Origin of the sequence: Paenibacillus terricola (assembly GCF_014779765.1) — a bacterium.
Lineage (GTDB): Bacteria > Bacillota > Bacilli > Paenibacillales > Paenibacillaceae > Paenibacillus_T > Paenibacillus_T terricola.
The window spans coordinates 656,355-677,650 of the sequence record NZ_JACXZA010000003.1; the positions used below are offsets into that span (position 1 = coordinate 656,355).

Consider the following 21,296-nt stretch of genomic DNA (forward strand, 5'->3'; position numbering starts at 1 on the left):
TTAGCGAATATCTTTGTTTCAGAATATAATTATATTTGCCAAAATAAACAGATATTGAGAAAGTTACAGAAAAGTAAAGAATTAGTCTCTCAATCAGATTTGGATTCAACATTCAGGCTCCGTATTATTAATTTGCAGCCGAATTTTCCGATAAGTAATTTTAATGGTTTAAAATTACTTATCGCAAAGTAGGAGATGGAAAATTGAAAAAGAGAATTTTAATCGCTTTCCTTGTAACCTTAGTAATTGGTATAGGTATGTTTGGGGAGGCGTATGCCAAGAGTTACGACAAACTACCACAGGAAACATGGTCACAGAAGCCAAATGCGGATTATGTACCAATCCAAGAAGATATCTACATGGTTCCAGGCACGAATACCATCTATCTTCACGTAGGAGAAGAAAAAGCCTCTCAGACGAAAGTGTGGGCGCCTGATACGCTTCGAGCAGTAGATCAGACTACCGGAAAAGTAAAGTGGGTCTTCTCGTTTGCAAAACCAGGTTACGGATGGCCAAGTACGGAAGATCCCTTCGTGTATACACAGGACGGAAGCGTTTATGCTTATTTCTCATCCGAAAGGTTACTATACGCAGTCAACGCTAATGGCAAGGAGAAGTGGAGCAAGCAGTTACCTATAGACACGCCATTTGATGGGAAGCTTCATCGTTTAAGCGATGGAACATTAGTTATTGTCGCAGTGAAGTCCTCTGCCATTGGGAAGGAATCAGTACGGCTTGTAGGATTTGACGCAAACGGAAAGTCTAAGTTCGATAAAACCATCTCAGGCAGTCTTGTAACCGTCTCGAAAGACAGAATTGTGGTCAAAGCAATAACTAAATCAACAGACGCTGTAAAAATCGTAGGTTACGATTCTTCCTTGAAGCAGGTGTATAATTACTCCTTTAACAAAGGGACATACGTTAATGAGTACACCTCTTTCACACTTACGGATGGGACATTGGTTTTCCCGACCATCGCTCCAGAAAGCAAGCAGAAGCAAACACTAATTGGCCTGTCCTCGTCCGGGAAGTTGGTCTGGAAAAGAACACTGGACCGCAATGGACTAGCGTTTTCGGCTGGAAATGGATACTTATTCATTAATTTTACAACTAACAAATTAAGCTATTATAATCACAAAGGATTGGTAAAGGAACGTACGTTAACCGATTTCAATATGCCTGAAGGTGATGTATTACCAACGGCGAGAATTTCCTCGGACGGGAAGATCTTAGTAGATCTGATCAGTCGGCAGTATATTTTAGATCCAGTAACATTGAATAGTGTGTATGATTTCGGGGTCGGTATTAAGGGAACCATTCTGGATTATAAAAATAAAAACATAATCGTTCATTTGTGGAAAGAAAATAAGATTTCTAGCTATCATCTGACCTAGAATTAGGATAACGGTCGGATGAAATCGGGCACATAGTTGCCCTGAACGTTATTTTCCCAAGTGACACTTGAACTGTTTGATAAGGAGAACTCCTGCAATAAAGGTTGTGTGACGAATATGGATGAAGCCCGCTTCACAATCGTGGAGCGGGCAATTTGTTTTTAAGATACGCGCTGTTCTGATCCTCCATATCAATGACCCTCCTCCTTCTTCATCAGATTGATCCTCATCATCCCCCCATTGACAACCACCTCCCCATATGTTTAGTATTAGGTATTAGTATCTGGTACTAATACCAGACAAACAAAAAGGTGGTTATCGCAATGACTTCATCCTCTCGCATTCGTTCCAACGCTAAGCTGACGGCAATCGGTTCTTATGTTCCTGATCGAAAACTTACGAACGCTGATCTCGAGCGTCTCGTCGATACGAATGACGAGTGGATCGTGCAGCGCACCGGCATCTCGGAGCGCTGCATGTCGGCGCCGGGACAGTTCACCAGCGACCTGTGCATTGAGGCTGTCGCTGATCTGCAACGCCGATATAACGTCCAGCTGGAGGACGTCGACTATATTATCGTTTCCACTACGACGCCTGATATGCCATTCCCATCCGTATCGGCACGCGTCCAGCAAGCGTTCAATATCCAGGCATGCGGTGCAATTGACCTGCAAGCAGCATGTGCAGGATTCACGGCCGCTCTGCAAAATGCTAACGGGCTGCTCCTATCCGGCATCGCCCGCAAAGTGCTTGTCATCGGTGCCGACACGATGACGAAGATTACCGACTACACGGATCGCACGACGTGCATCCTGTTCGGAGACGGCGCTGGCGCCGTGTTGGTCGAGGCTGATGACGACCGTGAAGGCGATCTACTCGCTTCGTACTCCGTCACGACTGGCGCTGGCGGTCATCATGTGTATCTGACCGGCCTGTCCGAGAAGATCGGCGAGCACGAGCTGCAGAACCCGGGCAAGATCGTTCAAAACGGCCGCGAGGTGTACAAATGGGCAGTCAGCACCGTGCCCGTCGGCATCGAGCAGCTGCTGGAGCGCGTCGGCCTGACTGTCGCCGATATCGACTGGTTCGTTCCGCACAGCGCGAATATGCGTATTATTGAATCGATCTGCGAACGTTCCGGCATCCCTGTTGAACGGACGCTCGCATCGCTCAAGCATTACGGCAACACTTCGTCTGCTACGATTCCGCTGGCGCTTGACTTGGCGGTACGTGACAACAAGCTGCAGCAAGGCCAATTGGTACTGCTGTATGGCTTCGGCGCAGGTCTTACCCAAGCTGGCGTTCTATTGCGCTGGGAACTATAACCCATAACCAATCCATAACTTCCTTTCTTCCTCGCCCGCAACAAAATAGTCTCTTGTGGAGGAGCAGATGACGTGTCCCTGCTCCTCCTATTCTCGTATGCTATCAAGAGAGCTACTACGAGAATGAACGGAGGATACCCATCATGCAGCCGGGCATGCCTATGGTGTCTATTATTATCCCCTTCTACAACTGCCCCTATGTGGATCAGGCTATTACTAGCGCGCTCAATCAGACCTACCCCAATGTCGAGATTATCGTCGTAGACGACGGATCCACGATGCATCAGGACAAACTTGCCCCTTATCTCAATCGCATTCACTATATCGGCAAAGCGAATGGCGGCACTGCTAGCGCACTTAATTACGGGATGAGCCTAGCGTCAGGCAAATATGTTGCATGGCTCAGCTCGGACGATCAATTCAAGCCGACGAAGGTCGAACGTCAGGTGGCATTCATGGAGGCAATCGGCGCGCAAATCAGCTATACCGATTTCGATATTCTCGATCAGTATTACACGATTGTCTCCCGTAATGCATCTGCCAAATACCCCTCCATGCGGGCATTATATGATGCGCTGCTGGGCGGTTGTCCCATTAACGGCTGTACCGTTATGATGACGAAGCAGCTGTTCACGGGGATGGGCGGCTTTAATGATCAGCTTCCTTACACCCACGACTATGAATTGTGGATTCGGGTCGTGCTTGCCGGCTTCAGCCTTCCTTTCATCAATGAGTCGCTGACCGTTTATCGCAAGCATCCGGGCATGGGAACGCAGAAGCATTACGATATGATTGTGCAGGAAGCACGCAATATCGGGGGGATGTATCGCTCCGCGCTTACGTCGCTGATCGCCCGCACACCTGGATAAAATAGATCGATTCGCAGCCATTGTTCCGCGCAGCCGGAAGAAAGGAAGGTGCATCAAGCGGCTATGGAAATATGGTTCATGTTCGTCATCCCAAGCGGCGGCATGCATACGCTCAATTGCGAACGCATACCCGCCTTAACAAAAACTGGCATTCGCTGCAGACTGATCTATTTTCAGCAAGGTATCGGCAGTACGCAAGGAACGATGCCTTGCCCTGTTCACTATGCGAACAAGCCGGAGGAGTTCAAGGAACTGCTCCGCCAGCATCCCCCATCCGCTATCGTCGTCAGCTCCTGGTATACGAAAGTCTATACGCTGCGCGAGGTCGGCTACGCCGGCCCGATTATCTTCGAAATTCAAGGGTTAGGCCCTCCGCAAAAAGCGCGTGAAGAAATGTCCAAGATGTACGGGTATATCCAGCCTCATGCAACTGCTGTCCTTCATCCAGGCAGTCCGCTCATTACCAGTTTACTTAGCGTCATGATGCCTCACAAAGTAAGCTATGTAATCCCAAACCCGATCAATGCTGACGCTTTTCATTACCGTTCGAAGCCTATGGACCGTAAGCTGCCGATGGTTCTCATCTGGATCGGCCGGGTCGAACCGAATAAGAATTGGGCTGAATTTTTGCTTATCGCCCACGAACTGGTGAGGCGTGGAGAGGATCCAGAGCTGTGGATGTTCGAGGACCCGACACTCTCCGAACAGAAAGATCGGCAAGCGATGGCGGGCGCGATTCATGCGCTTGGATTACAGAACCGCATCAAGCTGCTGCCGCATGTTCCCCGCATGCAGATGGCCGAATACTTCTCTGCAGCGGCGGATGCGGGCGGCGTACTGCTTATGACCTCGTTGTCAGAAGGCGCGCCATATGCCGCATTGGAAGCGATGATATGCCGATGTCCGATCGTTACAAGCGATAATGACGGCATTCGTACGATGGTTGCTAACGGGGTTCACGGTATCTATTACAACTTGGGAGACATTGCAGGAGCCGCGAATGCCGTCCAAAACCTCCGCCATGATAAGAAGCTTCGCAAGGCGATTGTCAGTCAAGCCGAGCAGCGCGTGCTGTCCGAATTTCAGCCAGCCAATTACGCTGCAGCCTTCCGCTTAATATTGAATCAGCTCGGGGTCCGATGAATAATAACGGATAACAACAGGGAAGCTTGTCCTTCATCGCGCTGGCTGCAGCCAGCGGGTCGGCGATCTTCCCTTCCGCCGTTCCTGCCGGCTCATATACAGCACCTCTTCTAACGAATGCCGAGCTGCCCAAGATACGCTGACCAGCGATGTTCATAGTGACGGAACAACGCCTTCGTCTCCTGCTCAATCACAGCCTTATGCTGAACCGTCCCCATCCCTTCATGCCATCGATAAGCAATAAGCGGCTCCGGCGTTAGATGAACGGGATACCCAGCCAGCATTACCCGATACCAATAATCGAGGTCGTGCGTATACCGCTGATGCTCATTGAATAAACCGATTCGTTTGAACAGCTCTTTCCTCATCATAACGGTGCAGCCGTTTATCGGATTGCTGTTACGGAACGTCCGCAGCATATCATGCGCCGCCTTCGGCGGAATGACGCCTAGTTGCGTATATTTACCTCTGCCGTCCACGACATCGAAGCCTGTATGGCCGATCCAAGCGTCCGCCTTCTGCATCGCTTCAAGTTGGCGTTTTATTTTGTCCGGATAGAAGAAATCGTCAGAGCTCAGCCAAGCCACATAATCTCCGCTCGCGTATCGAAAACCGTGGTTCAACGCGCTTGCCGTACCGCCGTTTCTTTTTCCCAGATAGCTAATTCTGCCGAGGTAGGGCTTAAGCAGGTCCGCATGCTCCGTCGACCCGTCATCGACGACGATGACCTCCACATTCGAATAGGTCTGCGCAAGCGCGCTCTCGACAGCTTCTCTGATGTAAGGATCGTTGTAGAATGGAATGACAATCGACACTTTCGGATTTCCTAAGACCATTCGTCAGCCCTTCCCTTTCTGTGCCAAAATCGCTCTCGCATCGTTAAGCGCATCCCGAAGCGACTGCTCAAGCGGTATGCGAGCCTGCCAGCCAAGCGCATGAATGCCGCTTATATCAACAGGATCAGGCGATGGCGCCGACGAATCGCCAATCTCGAATACCAGCTTGCCATGCGCCATCGCGGTATAATGGAGTGCCAGCTGCTCCAGCGTCACGAAGCTGCCGGAGGCAACCGGATAGACGCCTCCGCTTATGCCGCTCCGCAGCAGCACCTCATAAGCAGCCATCGCATCGCGAACATCAAGGAAGTCGCGCCGCTCGTGGCGCGACGACAGGCGGAAAGGCGGCGCCGTCTCGCCTGCTGCTTCTGCCGCTTCGGTCTGCGCCGTATAGCGCGCCAGCAGTGCGCACAGCCCCTGCGAGGGACCAGGTCCAATCAGATTGGATGGCTCTGCAACGATAACATCCATGCCATAAAGCGACGACCAGCATTGCGAGACAAGCACCTGCACCATTTTGCTCAAACTATAAGGATGGAGAGGCGCAGGTACCACAGCATGGTCAACCGAGAGTCGGAACCGCAGCATCGAGCCTGCAACGAGAACACGGCACGGGCGGCCCGCCGCTCTAACCGCTTCGAGCAGATGAACCGTCCCCATCCCGTTCGTCATCAGATAAGCCGCAGGGTCCTGCCAGGAACCGCCGACTGCGTTCAGTCCTGCCAGATGAACAATTGCATCCGGCTGTGCCTGCGCAACCGCTCGTCGTGCATCGTCCCGGTCCGTCCAGTCACAAGCGATCACTTCAAGCGTGCTGTCATGACCGGGCGCTGCGGCTCCGTGCTGTGTACGCCGAGATACAGCGGCTATGACTTCCCATCCCGCCTGTCGAAAATATGCGACGGCATGCTCGCCGCTGAACCCGCCCGCTCCAGTCACCAATACGCGCTGGCCGTTCATGTCGACCGCATCCATGCCGCCAATTCGCTTAACATTTGCGGGTAGTGCGGAGCCTCATAGCTCCAATCGGTGCGCGACGGAGCAAGCGTCCGATCAATGGCAGGCGTATCCGTCGGCGTTATAACTGCCTCACTATGATCGAATGCCCTCTGGAACAAATGCAGCAGCTCATGCTTGCTCACGACTTCCGGTGCAGCAAGCTGCACCAGTCCGCCGATCTCCGGATGCTGAATGGCATAGTGTACGGCCTTCGCAAGCTCCAGCGTCGTAACGCCATTCCAGTAGACGCGCGAATAGCCTTGAATGATCCCGGTCTGCTTCAGAAACCATTGCAGCAGACCAATTCCCGCTGGATTCAGATCCGGGCCGATAATGGAGGTGCGGATCGTAAGATGCCGCGGATCCGTCACCTCGCCAAGCGCTTTCGTCCGGCCATACACCGTCGGATTATCTGGCGAATCCTGTTCCGTGTACCGACCTTTACTTCCTGAGAAGACGCAGTCGCTGCTAATATGAATGAGACGTGCTCCTATCGTATCTGCTATATGGCGCAGCCAATGCGGGAGCAGCCCATTCACCTGATAAGCGGCGAGCGGATGCTGTTCAGCATCCGCATTAAGGATACCTGCCGCATTGACGATAACGTCAGGACGATATGCGGTAACGACAGCCAGCACCTGCTCGAGGTCCGATGCATCGAGCGGAATGCCTTCGCGATCATCGGACCTTCTCGTCGTATGCGCGACACTTATGCCTTCCACTGTGCGAAAATAGTGAACCAGCAGATGACCGGCCATCCCATTGCCGCCGATCACAAGCAGCTTCATGCGAGGAACCCCCCGCGCTCCAGCAGCTGCCGGATATGCTCCTTATCCATAATGTTCTGACTGGAGCTGAAGCTGTCGAATTGAACCGGCGCATACGAGCTGTAACGTTCCTTCAAGCCTGGCACATCGAGCGCCGGCAGAATAACCAGGTACTCATCGTCATAAACGACCGTGCTCTTGCTCTCGAATTCCGTCAGCAGAATTTCATGCAGCTTCTCGCCGGGGCGTGTGCCTGTCTCCACAATATCCGCCTGACGTCCGAGCGATTCCATCAGCACTTCGGCCAGATCAACGATTCGGCAGGTCGGCATCGTCATTACGAATATTTCGCCGCCGATGCTTTCCTCCGATGCTTTGAACAGCAGCTTAATCGCATCCTGCAGCGTCAGGAAGAACCGCGTCATGCGCAGATCCGTGATGCCTACCTGCCGCTTCGACTGAATTTGATGAATGAACAGATGGACGACGCTGCCGTTCGTTCCAAGCACATTGCCGCCGCGGACGCAGACGAATTTGGTTTCCGAACGAAGCAGATTGGCGTATACGATCAACTTCTCGCCTATAGCCTTCGTCATCCCGTAGAAGTTCGATGGATTCGCTGCCTTGTCGGTCGAGATATAGATAACGCGTTTGACGCGGTTCGCAATAGCCGCTTCGATCACATTCTGCGTGCCGATTACATTCGTCTTCAACGCTTCATAAGGCTGATCCTCGCAGACCGGAACATGCTTCAATGCCGCTAAGTGGAAAACATAGTCCACTTGTTCGCAAGCACGCATCAACGCTTCTTTATCGCGAATATCGCCAATGCAGAACGTCAGACGCGAGTCTTCGAAAAACCGGCTCATCGACACTTGGCTTGATTCGTTTCTCGAATAGACAATAATTTGCTTCGGATTTTGCGGCAGCAGTTGACGAATTAATTCGTATCCCCACGAGCCCGTTCCACCCGTCACCAGAATACGCGAATTGTTAAACATTCCATTTCCCTCCAAGCACATATTTCACCACAATGTCCGAGACACGTTCCGCCTTGTACCCTTCCGGCACGGACCAGTTCGCCGGCAGGCTCATCATAACAGCAACTGCGCCTGCTATATTCTCAGGCTTCAAGCCGCACACCACATTACTTCCGCAATCGACCGTCTCAGGACGCTCCGTCGTATCGCGGATCGTTACGGTCGGTACGCCGAACAGGCAGCACTCCTCCTGCACCGTTCCGCTGTCCGTAATCGCAAGCCGCGCGTATTTCTCCAACTTTACAAAGTCCAGAAAGCCAAATGGTTCATACAGCTCAACTAATGGATGAAGCGTATGGGCAACGCCGCCTTCCAGCTTGGACCGGGTCCGCGGATGAACGCTGCAGACGATGCGCAGATCGGATTGGTCCGCAACCATGTTCAGCCCATCCATAATCGATCGTAGACGCGCAGGATCATCGACGTTCTCCGCTCGATGTGCCGTCACGATCACATATTGGCCTGCAGTTAGTCCAAGCCGCTCCATTATGCTGCTTGCCTCAATGCGCGGCATATAGTAGCTGAGAACCTCATGGATGGGGTTGCCCGTCTGTACGATCCGATCGGCTGGAACTCCTTCCCGCAGCAGATTGCTTTTGCTGTATCCGGTATAAGGCATGTTGATTGTAGACACAGCATCGATGATGCGGCGGTTTTTCTCCTCCGGCACCTTCAGATCATAGCAGCGATTGCCCGCTTCCATATGAAGAACCGGAATGCCCATCCGCTCCGCAACGATAGCGCACAAGGCGCTGTTCGTATCCCCGAGCAGCAGCACGACATCCGGCTTCTCTTGCAGCAGCAGCCGCTCGATCTCTCCGAAAATCGCGGACAGCTGTGCGCCAAGCGTCTGCTTACCCGTAGACAGCGTATAATCAGGCGGACGAACCTCCATCTCTTCGAAAAAAATGCCGCTTAACGAAGGCGAGAAATTCTGCCCGGTGTGGACGAGCGTATGCTTCTCCGCCAGCTGATCCAGCTTTGCAATAATGAGGCTCAATCGGATAATCTCCGGTCTTGTGCCTAGAATGGTCATGACACGCATGGACTTCCCTCCATTCCTTCGTTATTCAGCCTCGTCGTTTGCGACGCGCGCTGCGCTTGCGGGCGCTGACGCTCCGTCTTCTTGTTGAGGCACGGCCTCTCGATTTGCTAGACCGTTTCTTCCCGCCTCGGACCCTTGTGCCCCGGCGTCCTTTTCTACTGCGAGAACGGGACATTGGAGCAGGCGGCGCTGGCGTCTGAATTGCGACCGACAGCTCCAACCGCCCGATCGGCTCGCCTTTCGGCAGCGCGTGGATCGTTGCATCATCGATCTCCATTATCTGATCAAGCGAGTAACCTGCTTCGATAACCGCCGCCTCCGAGCGGAAAGGCCGAAGGATGCCACCCTCCAGCAAATAAATGACGGGACCGCTGCCGCGTACGAGATGTGGAACCCGAATCGTATTCGCTCGAAGCAGCTCGAGCAGCCGAAGCAGCTTGATCCGGTAAGCAGTCAATCCGTATGCCAGGTCGGCTGCATGCGCATTTTTCTCCCCGATGGTGTATAGATCACCGGAGTGGAGCAGCGCGTCCACACGCGCGATTAGACCGCCAATGTCGCCAACAGGTACTGCATTCGCTGCGTTGCCGGTAGCTGCCATAATTTCAGCTAGTCCGCCTGATGCGAAGGCAACGACTGGTTTTTTGAAAATAAGCCCTTCAAGCGCCGTTAGACCGAAGCCTTCTGCTGTTAGGCTGGGCACGACAAGCAAATCGAACGCTGGATAGATCGTCTCGATCTGGTCCTCGAACTGCACCCATCTGAACCGTTCCAACAGTCCAGCTTGCCTAACCATATCGATGCCAGAGTCGAACAGTGGCCGGTCGACCGGATTGCCAACGACCAGAAACATGGCATTCGGGTGGCGCGTTGCGATTTCGATCGACATTTTGATATAAGGGATAAAGCCTTTGTTCTCGTAAATCGAGGAAGCGATAAAGCCAATCAGCTTATGCTGATGCTTAATGGCAAGCCGGTTGCGCCTGTTCTCCCGATTCGTCAGCCAGCTTGTAGGGCGTAGTGCATCGATATGCCAGGATGGCGGGAGCAGCATCATTCGGTGTGCCAGATGAGGGAAGAACATTCGGATCGGCTGCAAGGTCGATTCGGAAATGCCGACGATCCAATCGGAGTAACGCTCGATAAGGGCAACAGAAGCGGAAGTATACGGGGTTAGTCTAATCGTCTCCATCAGCATCCAGACGACTGGAATGCCTAACTCCTTCGCTGCAATTGCAGGCATCGGGTGTACCGAGGTGCTCACTAGCACAACATCAGGACGCTGTTCAGCGAGCAGCTGCACTAGCGCTGCGTAGTCGGAGTGGCTTCTGAACTTATGCAGCTCTTCCATCAGATGCGGCTGCGACAGATAGAGCGGAACCGAGATTGGAATCGGCTGAACGATTATCGCAACGCCCGCCTGTTCGGCTTGAGCCGACAAATACCCGGTATTCGGAACGACAAGCGTACAGTTGAAGTATGGAATCAGCTCCTTCAGCATGAACAGCAGCAGCTTCTCCGCTCCGGTAATATACGACTGGCTGCAAATGTGAGAGAAAGCGAACAACCGAGGCTTGGAACGCAAACAGACCTCACCTCCTACAAGTTTTGCTGCCGCTTATTCATCCCTTAGGATGAATAAGCAGCAGTAACACTTCGCAATCAACAATTCCTACTTCTGAAACAAATCTAGCTTCCATAGCATCGAAAGGCCTTCATCGCATCGATGAAACCAGCACAACCATTAGCTTTGCAAGCACCCTGTCGCTATGAAATGCTGCTACCTTTATATCTTCGTTTCTATAATATATTGACGAGACGTTGGAACCGGCACGACAGATAGACCTGCACCAAATGCACAAAAAATCGGCGGTACGAACACCGCACATGACGTGCGGCATCCGACCGCCGAGCAATCGTCTAACCGTCTATCCAAGGTGAAGCGGCTGTCGTCGTCTTTATACTCCGAACAGAATGGCCAGCATCGTCTCCAGCCGTTTCACGTACGTATGCTCACGCAGCGTCCGATGCAAGCCCCGCAGCGCGATCAGCCTCCGTTCCTGCTCGTGAGCCAGGTAATACTCGATTTTCTCGATCATTTCCTGCGGCGAAGAGTACGTTACGATCTCGATGTCGGGCAGGTAGTAGAGCGGCAGATCCATTCGAATGTCGGTCAGCTGGAGCGTTGCGCAAGCCGATATTTCGAATGTCCGCGGGTTCGGAGATACCGCATTAATTGCTAGACTATTATTGTTGAACGATTCATCGTCGTGCGCTCGATGCATGTTAATGACTATTTTGGCTCCGTTATAGTTAGCAGCTGTCTCATCTGGCTCCATCCACCTGCTTGTAATCTTAGGCGCCAGCTTCGAGTAGTCGCGCAGCCGCTCCCACCAGATGCCGGTAATGAGCGTATCCTTAGTTTGCAGATAATCGGATATCTGATCGAAGAACCCTACGCGTTTCCAATAAGCCGAACCAACGAAGCTTATCTCTTTGCGTGCGCTTCGCGGCGGGTTGCCCGGACGGAACACAGTTGGATATACCCCTAGCGGCAGATGATGAACATTCTGGCAGCCAAGCGCCTGATAGAAAGGCACGCACGTCCGTTCAAGCGTGAACACATGGTCATAGTGCGGCGCAAGACGTGAAGTAATGTCCGTATAGTAGGGATCATCCGTAAACCATACGACAATTCGAATGCCTTCACGCCGAATCGCGTCCACCTCGGTCGTCTCGAATTCCAGCCCGTCCAGTACGATTACAACGTCGGGTCTAAGTCTTGCAGCGATTTCGGCAACCGGCAGCTTGGCACTCGCGATACTAACGCGTACAGCGAGCATTCGAAGCGTCTCCGCGATTGCTTCATCTAGCGGCGAATACGGAAAACCTTTGCCAGTCGCAACGAACAGCACATGAATCGGACGAATCTGAACAGACTGCGGTATAGATTGAATGAGCGCCTCGCATTGTCCATACCAGTAGCCATGTTCCCATCCTAGGGCATAAGCGGCCTCTCTTCCATGCAATCTCGATCCCCCCTTTGCCGTTCGATGCTTGTCATGGCGAATCGGAGTTGGCAATTTTACCACCCTCTCTTCCTGCATTAGACTGCACCTTAGGCGCTACAATCTGTTCGAATAACCTAGAACCTGCATCAGCCGAGTCATCCTCGACAAGTAAGTATGCTCCCGCCTAGTTCGCACAAGACCGCGAATAGCAATCAAACGGCGAGCCTCTTCATTAGCTAGATAGTAACGAATCTTATCGGCGAGCTCGACCGCGCTGCCATAAGTCTCGAGTTCCACGCCAGGCCGATAGTACGTGCCTAAATCTTCCCGAATGTCCGTCAGCTGCATCGTGCCGCATGCCGCAATCTCATACGTACGCGGATTTATCGAGCGGCCTGGGTATTGATAGCTGTTCTTATTGTCTGAACCGGCTTCCGTCGTCCGATGTAGATTGATAACAATTCGTGCGCCATTGTAATACGCGGCTGATTCCTCGATCGGCAGCCAGCCGTGGCGTATGAATGGCTTCAGCAGCTGATATTCCTTCAGGCGGTCCCACAAGCCGCCTGCAATGAATACATTCAAGCCTGCAAGCTGCTGCGCGATCGCATCAAACATTTGCACCCGGTTCCAGAACCCCTGACCGATGAAGCATACGTCCGACATATAGCTGCTCCCTACACGCATTGGCTTGAATATTCCAATATCGACTCCAAGCGGCATATAGTGAACTTCTCTGCATCCGAGCAACTGGTATAACGGAATCGTGCTCAGCTCGTGCGTCAATATCGTATCGTAATGCGGTGCTATAATGACGGTATCATCGGTAACGTACGGGTCATCGGCGAACCAGATGATGGTTCGGATACCAGCTGCACGAATTCGGTCAACCTGCGCGAGATGATCATCAGGGAAAACATGCAGACCATTCAACACGAGCACGAAATCCGGACGAATAAGCAATGCCTGCTCTGCCATGCTCACCGCTTCAACAACATGCAGCTCCCTTACCGACTGGCGAAGCGCTTGGATAATCCCATCATCAATGGCTTGAAAGCCTTGCGGCACGTATAGAACCCGCAAGTTGTACACCATAGGAACTGGCGGATTGGCGAGCCGCATAGCAGCCTCGCAAGCACCGTCCCGCCAGCCGATCCGATATCCATCCACCAGCCCTCGCTCATGCGAGTCTGCTGCTAACGCGGCTTGAGGCCGCTTTATCCAGCTCATACCGTTCACCCCTTCTCCACAATATGCTCTCCATGTCGAGCGCACACGGGTATATGCGTACGGGCTGCAAAATTGGCTGATGACGGGTATCCGCCTGTCCGATATTGGGCCACACGACGCACGAATAGCCCGGCTTGCACGTCACGGATCGTAGGATCCGTCGGCGCTAACCGGGCGCTATCTAGGACAACGCGGCATTGTGTTATGGCTGATTCTCGTACGCAATCTGATGACCATCCTCGAACCCTTTGGCAAAGCCTGTATTATACCCTTCGTTGTAGGCTGTGTCATACCCTTGATTATACGATGGCTCCCGTCCCGTCCGCGGAACGGTATGCTTACGCGGTATACGCCGCTTCGTGACCGATTTCTTCGACCGTCGTGTAGAAGTCGTTTTCCGCTTGGACGATGCCGCCTTCTGACCTCTCTTCGAAGTTGTTCTGGAAGTCCGGCGCGCTCTCCGTTTGCTGCTTTTCACTGCCATTACGAATGATCCCCCCTGGTCCTCCGCTGCCTGCCGCTCGCTTGCTGATTAATCCACGGTCCGGACGGCCGGCCCTGCCGCCGCTGTCCGAATCGAATGCCGACCACAGACTCCGTCAGCGTCTGCTGCATCTGGCTCAACTGCGCGATGTTGTCGCGAAGGGACTTCGCGACCGGATCGGCGTGAACGGATACATCGGCAATCGATTCCAGAATGCGGGCCAGCGCTTTCTGGCTGCGCGCAATCGAGCTGACCAGCTCAAGCTTAACCTCGCGTTCTCGTTCGGCTAACCGACTCACGGATGAACTCCTGGTCCCGGTCCGCCGAGCATACCGCCGTTATCGTCACCTTCTAAACCATGTTCCAGTGCGACGCGCATAACGGCATTCATTCCCCTGCCTATCTTGGTGAGCCCGTCAATGACCTCCACGATCTGATCGTGCATGCGCAGCGACTCCTTCAATTGCTGTTGCTGCTCATAATAAGCGTCTGACGAGACGTGATTGCATATCCAGTTTCTCACTTTCTCCGCTTCAACCGCTTTGGCTTCCAATATCATTGAAATGTCCCATTGCAGCTTGGCGGCAGTATCCAGCATGCGCTGAAAGGCCTGCTCGCGTCCCGCCATATCATTGCCGCCTCCCATGGTTCATCATTGCTATTCTTCGTCTTCCATTTCCATAATGACGTGATACATTTGCTCCGCCATCATTTCTTGCAGCTCTGCCACACTGAACAAATACGCGATGACGCTCTTCGTCACCCCGCTCGCTTGATCGAGAAGCCCTGCGAAGCCGCCGAACTCGGGGTCTTCATCCGGCAGCGCGTGAACCATCTGCGCCATGCGGACAGCTACATGCCGTTGTGCCTCCAGCACGCGGGCGACTTGCCGGCTCGTATGTGATACATGCTCAATCAGCGCGTCTACGGAATCCTCCACTGGCGCCGCCCCTTTCACTAAGTTCTGCTGTTTCAGCATATGCTCCGCCAGCCGTACGGTGACTGGGCTTGCTGGTCGCTATAGCGATTGGCGAAGCACAACCGGCGCAATGATCGGAAGTTCATCCTGCAGACTGCTCAGCTCCGTGTCATCCATAAGCCGCGTCTGCCCCCGATCCAGTCCCCAGCGCTCTGCTGCTTCCTGCGTTGCAACCCGCCGTTTCGTTCCTGCTTCAACCCAATACCGCAAGCCATCGGCGCTTGCAGCGAGCGATCCAGCAGCTCCGCTCTGTGCAGACAGAATAGCAGGATCATTCGCTTCAATCGGTTCTCCAATCGGATACCTTCGCATATCCAGCTGCGACAGCCTAGCTACCGGCAGCATCGCATTGCCTGTCAGAGGACGCCGTTTCCCATTGTCCAGCCAGTAGATCGTTTCCCCGACACCTTTCACAAGCACATGATTCGGATAAAAATCGGTCAACCCGCCTGCCCGAGGCATCGTACCGAACAGCTCATCCCGCTGAATCCGCCATTCATTCACCAAGTGAATGAGCTCGTGCGGGTTTCCCCATTTGCTCATATAGAAACGCATATTACGTTCGTTAATGCTCTCGAACTGCTGACCGGTCGCTTTCATGCTGACGCTTCCGAAATGGTGGATGAACGAATCCCTCGCAATGACAAGCGAATATCCCTGCAGTCGCACACGGATGTTGTAATCGTCATCCTCGAAGTTGCCAACCTCGAACCCTTCGTCCAAATAGCCGACCTTCTCCAGCAACTCACGCCGGAACAGTAGACAGAAGCCGACCAGACGGTCCGTTCGAATCCATCTTGCAGAGTTTAACTCGTTGTTACGCCGCGCGAATTCGTACATATCGACGATATCCGTATAAGGAACATCAATCTGCTGATCGCCGCTAATATAGTTCGTAACCGGCCCGACCATCCCGATCTTCGACTCGCTGTTCAGACAAGCGAGCATGTTATCGAGCCAATTATCCGTTACAAGCGTATCATTGTTGAGCAGCAGCAGCGTTGTCCCCTTCGCCATCATCAGCCCGATATTGACAGCGCCTGCGAACCCATGGTTGTCCGCAAGTATCCGATATCGCACCTGCGAGCCAATCTGCTTCAAATACTCCGCGGTTTCATCCGTTGAGCCATTATCAACAATGATAATCTCGTAAGGAAGATCGGTGTGCTCGCTGATGCTCTCCACACAAGACTTCAAATATTTCGCCTGATTATAAGTCGGTATTATGATGCTCGTGCCGTCGAATAACGTCTCAAAGCTTTCGATTCCGGCGCGCTTTCCATCTTCGTATCCTGCACCGTATCCTAACTCCTGCCGTGTTGGTTGTGTTGTGGAAGAACGCCTTACAGCTCTTGGCGCTTTACGCCGTGAGCGTCGCCGGGAGCCTCGAAGCTGACGCAATGTGCTTCTCATGCTCTTCATCCTCTTTCTGGACCAAAGTTAAAGAGGTAGTTCAACTTAAAGCGACAACTCCCGCTTCGTGATCCCATCAGCCAAATGTCCGAAATCGAGCGCCGCCTTGCCAAGCTCAGTCGCAATGCGCGAAGCAATGACAACCGCCGGTATGCCAGCAGCCACGAGGGCAAGATCGAAATCAGCACCGCCTGCTTCCATCACGACGCGGTCAATATCCGCCATCCCGCGCACTGGTGCGATGACCCCCGTCACCCGGTAGCCCCGAGCAGTCAATAGCTCTGCTAGCCCAGGGGACGCATTGCCGATCAGCAGCAGGCTCTTCCCTTGCAGCAGCCGCTGCAGAAGTCCTTCCTGATAAAGGCTGTAATTAATCGTGGAGCTCGTAATCCGCATCGATCGTATATCGAGATGATGCCCCCTCAGCACAGGGAAGAGCAGCGGTTGAAACTGCTTGCGTCGCGAGAGCGGCACACCAACGATCGTTGCCTGCCGAATTGCTGTCGCAAGCAAATTGCGCGAAGCAATATCAGGTGGCGTAACGCCTGCATAGGGTAGAAAAGCAGCTTGCGCCGCTGTCTGCTCGGCTGGAATGACGATATCCTGGGCCAGCGCCATCAGCTCGCCATCGCCTAGACGGACGATCGAATAAGGAGTACGGTCACGAATCGCGTTCTCCAGCTCGTTGAATACTTCGGCTGTACTTGTCAGCCGGATGCCGAGCGGCAGCAATTGTTCGACTCCCGCAGCAATAACATCACGCAAGCTGATGTCCGGCAAAATAACGCCATAAGGCATCGCCTTCTCATACAGTTCTTCGCCAGCGGCGAAGATCGCTTCTTCCCGCACCTCATCTTCCCACTGAGCGGATCGGCGGTCATGCTGATGCGGTTCAACCGTCGAAGCCGCAGGGACGACTGCTTCCGGTGACAATGGATACTCCGCCTGATAGCTCGGCGATTCAGCTGTCAATCGTTCCCGCTCCAATGGCCGTCTATTATACGTACGGCTTCTCCTTTTTAACAGCGACCGCTTGCGGCTTTGGGTACCTGTCCATATGGAGCCGCGGCGAGACTTGCGCTTCGACATGCTGGCACCTGCACGGATCGGAGTCCGTCGGTCGACCAATGCACGGATCGGGGTCCGCCGGTCGACCAATGCACGGCTCGCAGGCCGAGCTGGCTTGCGGGAGGGGAGGGCATATATTGGTGTAGGTCTACGAACCATCGTCTTCCCTCGCTCTCCTTAATCAACAGTCGGTGGCGTACCCATCATTCGAACGGCAGCTTCATGAAGCGATTCGAACGTGCCTGCGTCCGTCCACCAGCCGTTAAGCACCATATAAGTCAGCTTGCCCAGCCGGGCATATGCATTGTTCAAATCTGTAATTTCCAGCTCCCCACGCTCCGATGGCGTCAAGCCGGCAATGAGATCGAAAGCAGATGAATCGTAGAAGTAGATGCCGGTCACACTGTAGCTCGTATCAGGCATCTTAGGTTTCTCCGTAATCCGTACAATCGACTGTCCGCTCTCATCGAAGGTCGGAACACCATAACGCCTGGGATCTGGTACATGCTTCAGCAGCACCATTGCGCCGCTCGCCTGCTTCTCGAACTGCTCTGCGAATCGCGTTAGCGAGTCTTCGAACAAGTTGTCTCCGAGCAGCAGAACGAATTTCTCATTCGTCCCAATGAATGGATTCGCCAGATCAAGCGCCTGTGCGATTCCGCCTGCCTCTTCCTGTATCCGATACGTAATCGAGACGCCAAACTCCGCACCGCTGCCGAAATAGGTAATGAACAGCCCTGCTGTTGCACGGCCTGTAATAAGCAAAATATCGGTAATGCCAGCCTCTTTCATTTTGTCGATCGCATAATGAATCATCGGGTAGCGGCCGACGGGCAGCATATGTTTATTGAGCAATGTCGTTAGCGGCCGGAGCCGCGTGCCGGTTCCGCCAGCCAATATGACAGCCTTCACTTACGATACCCCTCCTGCATGAACGGGATAGGTGCCCGTCCGTCATGTGCCGATAAAAGTACTTGGATCGATTGACCACTTGTCGATGAACAATTGGCGATTGCGTGCAAGCAGTTGCTGAACCGTTTCCTCGCTTTGCTGGCGGAAACTCGCGCTGCCCTCGTGGTAGATGAGTGCGTCACGGCACATCATCAGTCCGTAACCGTTCATCCGAACGCGCAAACAGTAATCGTCGTCCTCATAATGACCAGGCGAGAATCGTTCGTCCAGCTCGCCGACCTTCTCATATACCTCTCGCTTGATCAGCATGCACAGCCCGACGATTCGGAGAACACGCTCGCGTGCAGCAGGATCAGGACGGTTCGTCTGCTCAGCAATGCGCATGAACTGCTCGATCCCATCGAACGAATACGTTACTTGCTGCTTTCCGCTCGCATAGTTCGTAACGGGTCCAACCAATCCAATGCCTGGCTCCTGTGCGAGACCAGAAGACAGATTAAGCAGCCAGTTCGTCGTAACGACAATATCGTTGTTAAGCAGCATCAACTGATCGCCTGACGCAATTCGAAGCCCCTTGTTGCATGCTGCCGGGAAACCGGCATTCGCAGATAATGCAATGAAGGTAATGCCCCTGCCCACACACCATTCAGCCGTTCCGTCACTCGAGCCATTATCGACGACGATTAGCTCGTAAGGGGTTATTCGGTCATCGGTATACGTTCGAATGGACTGGATTAATCGCTGCAGCAGCGGCAGCCCGTTATTGGTCGGAATAACAATACTCGTCAGTTTCGTACTCATTAAAGCTGCCTCCGCATGACGACATGCCGCCGCCGACCGCTATCCTCGTTCGTTAATCGGTTGCCGCCTGCATTCATCGCATATTTGAGCGCTTCGATATGATCGCCGATTATGAGGCGGGACACCTCATTGTCCTTGCCAACATTGCTCTGCCGAAGCCGATTGGATTGCAGGACATTAACGGAAGCAGCCGTTCGAACGTGTAATCCCGCTTCGATAGCGGCAGCCTGCGCCTTCGGCGGTACGGCGAGCAATCCGCTGCCAATCCGCTCGATGGCACGCCGCGACATCGCATGGGGCACACATGTCATCGAGTTCGCCCGCAGGTCGGGACGGCCGAGCGACAGGTTCAAGAAAGCCTTCATCTTCGTCACTTCATCCCAATCACGAAATAGCGGCAGAAACGGCGAAATATCGTTTAACGCAACATCAGTCCCTTGCGCGATCGCGGCGATAAAACGTTTGAGACGATCGGCCCCGATTGGTATATCGCCATCCACGAATAGAACAATATCGGACTTCGTAAGTTTGGCGCCAATGGAACGGCCTACGTCGTGCCCAAGCTTCTCGGTATAATGCACAACCGTTGCCTGCGGGAATGAACGCGCAATCGATAAACTGCTATCTGTACAGCCGTTCAGAACAACAATCGTTTCTTCCAGCGGAAGCTTCCCAAGCTCTCGTAGTACGAGCGGTAGCGTCTCTTCCTCATTCAATACCGTTACGACGGCGGATACTCGGCATCCGATCGGCAGCACGGCAGTGGTTTCCTCTGTCTCGGGTCGTTTCACTCGTCGTCGGCTTGACACGCTGTCCTCACCTCGCATAGTGCCTTTTTCTCGTTCGGTCTACAAATCCGCACCGGTCGTCCCCTCGGCTTATCACCCAATCCAGCGCTTCCAGATGGTCTCCAACGATCACTTGCTCAAGCGGTCTGATCCGCTCCCTCTCCGTACGAGGCGGGTTCAACTTACCTACATTCACACGTTGCACGGCTTTTACTCGAAGTCCTAATTGAATCGCTTTGGCGTGGGCGAGAGGAGGTACTGCGAGCGACTCCACTCCAACCATTGTAAGAGCCGTTCGGCTGAGCGCATGAGGAACAGCCGTCATGGAGGTTCCATTCAGATCCGGCCGCTGCAGTATCGCATTCAGCGTATGTTTCGCTAACACGACGCTGTGTACCACCGGTTTGGCAGTTGGCCCGGAATAATCATTAAGCGCCACATCAACGCCTTCGCGAAGAACAGCGTTTACGAATGGTCGCAGCCGCAGGGCGGGAATAACCATGTCGCCATCGATGAACAAAAGCACATCGCCTCGCGCCGCTTCTGCACCAACTGCGCGCCCGACATCATGACCAAGCGGTTCGGCATACTCAATGACGCGAGCGCCTGCTCGCTTCGCTATAACCGATGATCCGTCCCTAGTGCCATTGGCGACAACGATCACTTCTGTTGACGGGTGGACAGCGAAAGCTTCGCGAATAACGCGGCGTATCGTTCGACGCTCATTCATCACGGGGATAATGACCGATACGAGCGGTATCGAATCTACGCGTTCTGCATCGCCAGTCAGCCTTGTGCGGTATCCAGACGATGCAGGTCGGCCCAGCTTGCGGCCTGACTGTCCCTTGCGACGTACAATTCGGCCTCGTGCTCCTCCAGCATCTGAAGACTGCGAGCTTCTCCTGACTCTGCCAGAACGAGACCGATTTCCGCTAATCTTAAATCGGTTCATACGGTTGCCACCTCTTGAAGTACGTGTTCAAAAAGTCGGGTTTTCAGCACCGAGAAGATTGCGAGAACCTGAAAAGCGTATGCTTACGAGGTTGTTATTTGCTCGCAGGTTGTAACACTGCAGTATCGCAAATAACTTCAGGAGGAACGGAGTGTAGGCAACACCTACATGTACAAGGTTTCCAGCGGAAACCTGCATCGGAAGCATAAACTCCGGACTCCGAAGGTGAACGCAAGCTTC

The 21,296-nt window shown here is 53.3% G+C and carries 22 protein-coding genes; 4 read left to right on the forward strand and 18 right to left on the reverse strand.

All coding sequences use genetic code 11. The features are described from left to right. Window positions 1-203 precede the first annotated feature (203 nt). From H8B09_RS14840 to H8B09_RS14855, 4 genes are all read left to right on the forward strand, one after another. A complete protein-coding gene (locus H8B09_RS14840) occupies window positions 204-1,394 on the forward strand; it encodes an outer membrane protein assembly factor BamB family protein (RefSeq protein WP_191204285.1) in 1,191 nt (396 codons plus the stop codon). 323 nt (window positions 1,395-1,717) lie between these two features. After that, window positions 1,718-2,719, forward strand: coding sequence for a ketoacyl-ACP synthase III (locus tag H8B09_RS14845; protein WP_191204286.1), 1,002 nt, complete (start codon window positions 1,718-1,720; stop codon window positions 2,717-2,719). Between the two features lie 143 nt (window positions 2,720-2,862). Continuing rightward, on the forward strand, window positions 2,863-3,588 hold the full coding sequence (locus H8B09_RS14850; RefSeq protein WP_191204287.1) for a glycosyltransferase family 2 protein: 726 nt from the start codon (window positions 2,863-2,865) through the stop codon (window positions 3,586-3,588). Window positions 3,589-3,651: 63 nt separating this feature from the next. Beyond that, window positions 3,652-4,731, forward strand: a complete 1,080-nt coding sequence (locus H8B09_RS14855; protein ID WP_191204288.1) for a glycosyltransferase family 4 protein — start codon at window positions 3,652-3,654, stop codon at window positions 4,729-4,731. Between the two features lie 110 nt (window positions 4,732-4,841). On the opposite strand, the gene H8B09_RS14860 is transcribed toward H8B09_RS14855, so the two are convergent. The 18 genes from H8B09_RS14860 to H8B09_RS14945 all read right to left on the reverse strand — a co-directional run bounded on the left by H8B09_RS14860 (window position 4,842) and on the right by H8B09_RS14945 (window position 21,056). Then, window positions 4,842-5,567, reverse strand: coding sequence for a glycosyltransferase family 2 protein (locus H8B09_RS14860; protein WP_191204289.1), 726 nt, complete (start codon window positions 5,565-5,567; stop codon window positions 4,842-4,844). A 3-nt stretch (window positions 5,568-5,570) separates the two neighbouring features. Continuing rightward, on the reverse strand, window positions 5,571-6,527 hold the full coding sequence (locus H8B09_RS14865) for an NAD-dependent epimerase/dehydratase family protein (RefSeq protein WP_224753610.1): 957 nt from the start codon (window positions 6,525-6,527) through the stop codon (window positions 5,571-5,573). Next, the gene (locus tag H8B09_RS14870) at window positions 6,524-7,354 is read right to left on the reverse strand and encodes a dTDP-4-dehydrorhamnose reductase family protein (protein WP_191204291.1); all 831 of its coding nucleotides are present in this window, start codon (window positions 7,352-7,354) and stop codon (window positions 6,524-6,526) included. Before H8B09_RS14870 ends, H8B09_RS14865 begins: the two co-directional genes overlap by 4 nt. Continuing rightward, window positions 7,351-8,334: a polysaccharide biosynthesis protein gene (locus H8B09_RS14875; protein WP_191204292.1), complete on the reverse strand. Its 984-nt coding sequence runs from the start codon at window positions 8,332-8,334 to the stop codon at window positions 7,351-7,353. The genes H8B09_RS14870 and H8B09_RS14875 overlap by 4 nt, the downstream gene beginning before the upstream one ends. Further along, a complete protein-coding gene (gene wecB / locus H8B09_RS14880; protein WP_191204293.1) occupies window positions 8,327-9,418 on the reverse strand; it encodes a non-hydrolyzing UDP-N-acetylglucosamine 2-epimerase in 1,092 nt (363 codons plus the stop codon). The genes H8B09_RS14875 and wecB overlap by 8 nt, the downstream gene beginning before the upstream one ends. A 25-nt stretch (window positions 9,419-9,443) precedes the next feature. Then, window positions 9,444-11,003, reverse strand: coding sequence for a glycosyltransferase (locus tag H8B09_RS14885; RefSeq protein WP_191204294.1), 1,560 nt, complete (start codon window positions 11,001-11,003; stop codon window positions 9,444-9,446). A 373-nt stretch (window positions 11,004-11,376) separates the two neighbouring features. Further along, entirely contained in the window at window positions 11,377-12,447 is a 1,071-nt protein-coding gene (locus H8B09_RS14890) for a CgeB family protein (protein ID WP_224753611.1), read from the reverse strand. Window positions 12,448-12,543: 96 nt separating this feature from the next. After that, window positions 12,544-13,659, reverse strand: a complete 1,116-nt coding sequence (locus H8B09_RS14895) for a CgeB family protein (protein ID WP_191204296.1) — start codon at window positions 13,657-13,659, stop codon at window positions 12,544-12,546. 202 nt (window positions 13,660-13,861) lie between these two features. Next, entirely contained in the window at window positions 13,862-14,143 is a 282-nt protein-coding gene (locus H8B09_RS14900; RefSeq protein WP_191204297.1) for a hypothetical protein, read from the reverse strand. Continuing rightward, complete coding sequence (locus tag H8B09_RS14905; RefSeq protein ID WP_191204298.1) at window positions 14,143-14,442, reverse strand: hypothetical protein; 300 nt, start codon at window positions 14,440-14,442, stop codon at window positions 14,143-14,145. Before H8B09_RS14905 ends, H8B09_RS14900 begins: the two co-directional genes overlap by 1 nt. Continuing rightward, entirely contained in the window at window positions 14,439-14,771 is a 333-nt protein-coding gene (locus H8B09_RS14910; RefSeq protein ID WP_191204562.1) for an alpha-helical endospore appendage domain-containing protein, read from the reverse strand. Before H8B09_RS14910 ends, H8B09_RS14905 begins: the two co-directional genes overlap by 4 nt. Window positions 14,772-14,801: 30 nt before the next feature. Then, window positions 14,802-15,122, reverse strand: coding sequence for a nucleoside-diphosphate sugar epimerase (locus tag H8B09_RS14915; protein WP_224753612.1), 321 nt, complete (start codon window positions 15,120-15,122; stop codon window positions 14,802-14,804). 39 nt (window positions 15,123-15,161) lie between these two features. Next, a complete protein-coding gene (locus H8B09_RS14920) occupies window positions 15,162-16,535 on the reverse strand; it encodes a glycosyltransferase family 2 protein (RefSeq protein WP_224753613.1) in 1,374 nt (457 codons plus the stop codon). Window positions 16,536-16,580: 45 nt separating this feature from the next. Next, window positions 16,581-17,762, reverse strand: a complete 1,182-nt coding sequence (locus H8B09_RS30505) for a GT-D fold domain-containing protein (RefSeq protein ID WP_224753614.1) — start codon at window positions 17,760-17,762, stop codon at window positions 16,581-16,583. An 18-nt stretch (window positions 17,763-17,780) separates the two neighbouring features. Further along, window positions 17,781-18,515, reverse strand: coding sequence for a sugar phosphate nucleotidyltransferase (locus H8B09_RS14930; RefSeq protein WP_191204300.1), 735 nt, complete (start codon window positions 18,513-18,515; stop codon window positions 17,781-17,783). 42 nt (window positions 18,516-18,557) lie between these two features. Further along, window positions 18,558-19,316, reverse strand: a complete 759-nt coding sequence (locus H8B09_RS14935; RefSeq protein ID WP_191204301.1) for a glycosyltransferase family 2 protein — start codon at window positions 19,314-19,316, stop codon at window positions 18,558-18,560. Next, window positions 19,316-20,125 carry a glycosyltransferase family 2 protein gene (locus tag H8B09_RS14940; RefSeq protein ID WP_318152629.1) on the reverse strand — a complete coding sequence of 270 codons (810 nt, stop codon included), beginning with the start codon at window positions 20,123-20,125 and terminating at the stop codon, window positions 19,316-19,318. The genes H8B09_RS14935 and H8B09_RS14940 overlap by 1 nt, the downstream gene beginning before the upstream one ends. Window positions 20,126-20,132: 7 nt before the next feature. Further along, window positions 20,133-21,056: a glycosyltransferase family 2 protein gene (locus H8B09_RS14945; RefSeq protein WP_191204303.1), complete on the reverse strand. Its 924-nt coding sequence runs from the start codon at window positions 21,054-21,056 to the stop codon at window positions 20,133-20,135. Window positions 21,057-21,296 lie beyond the last annotated feature (240 nt).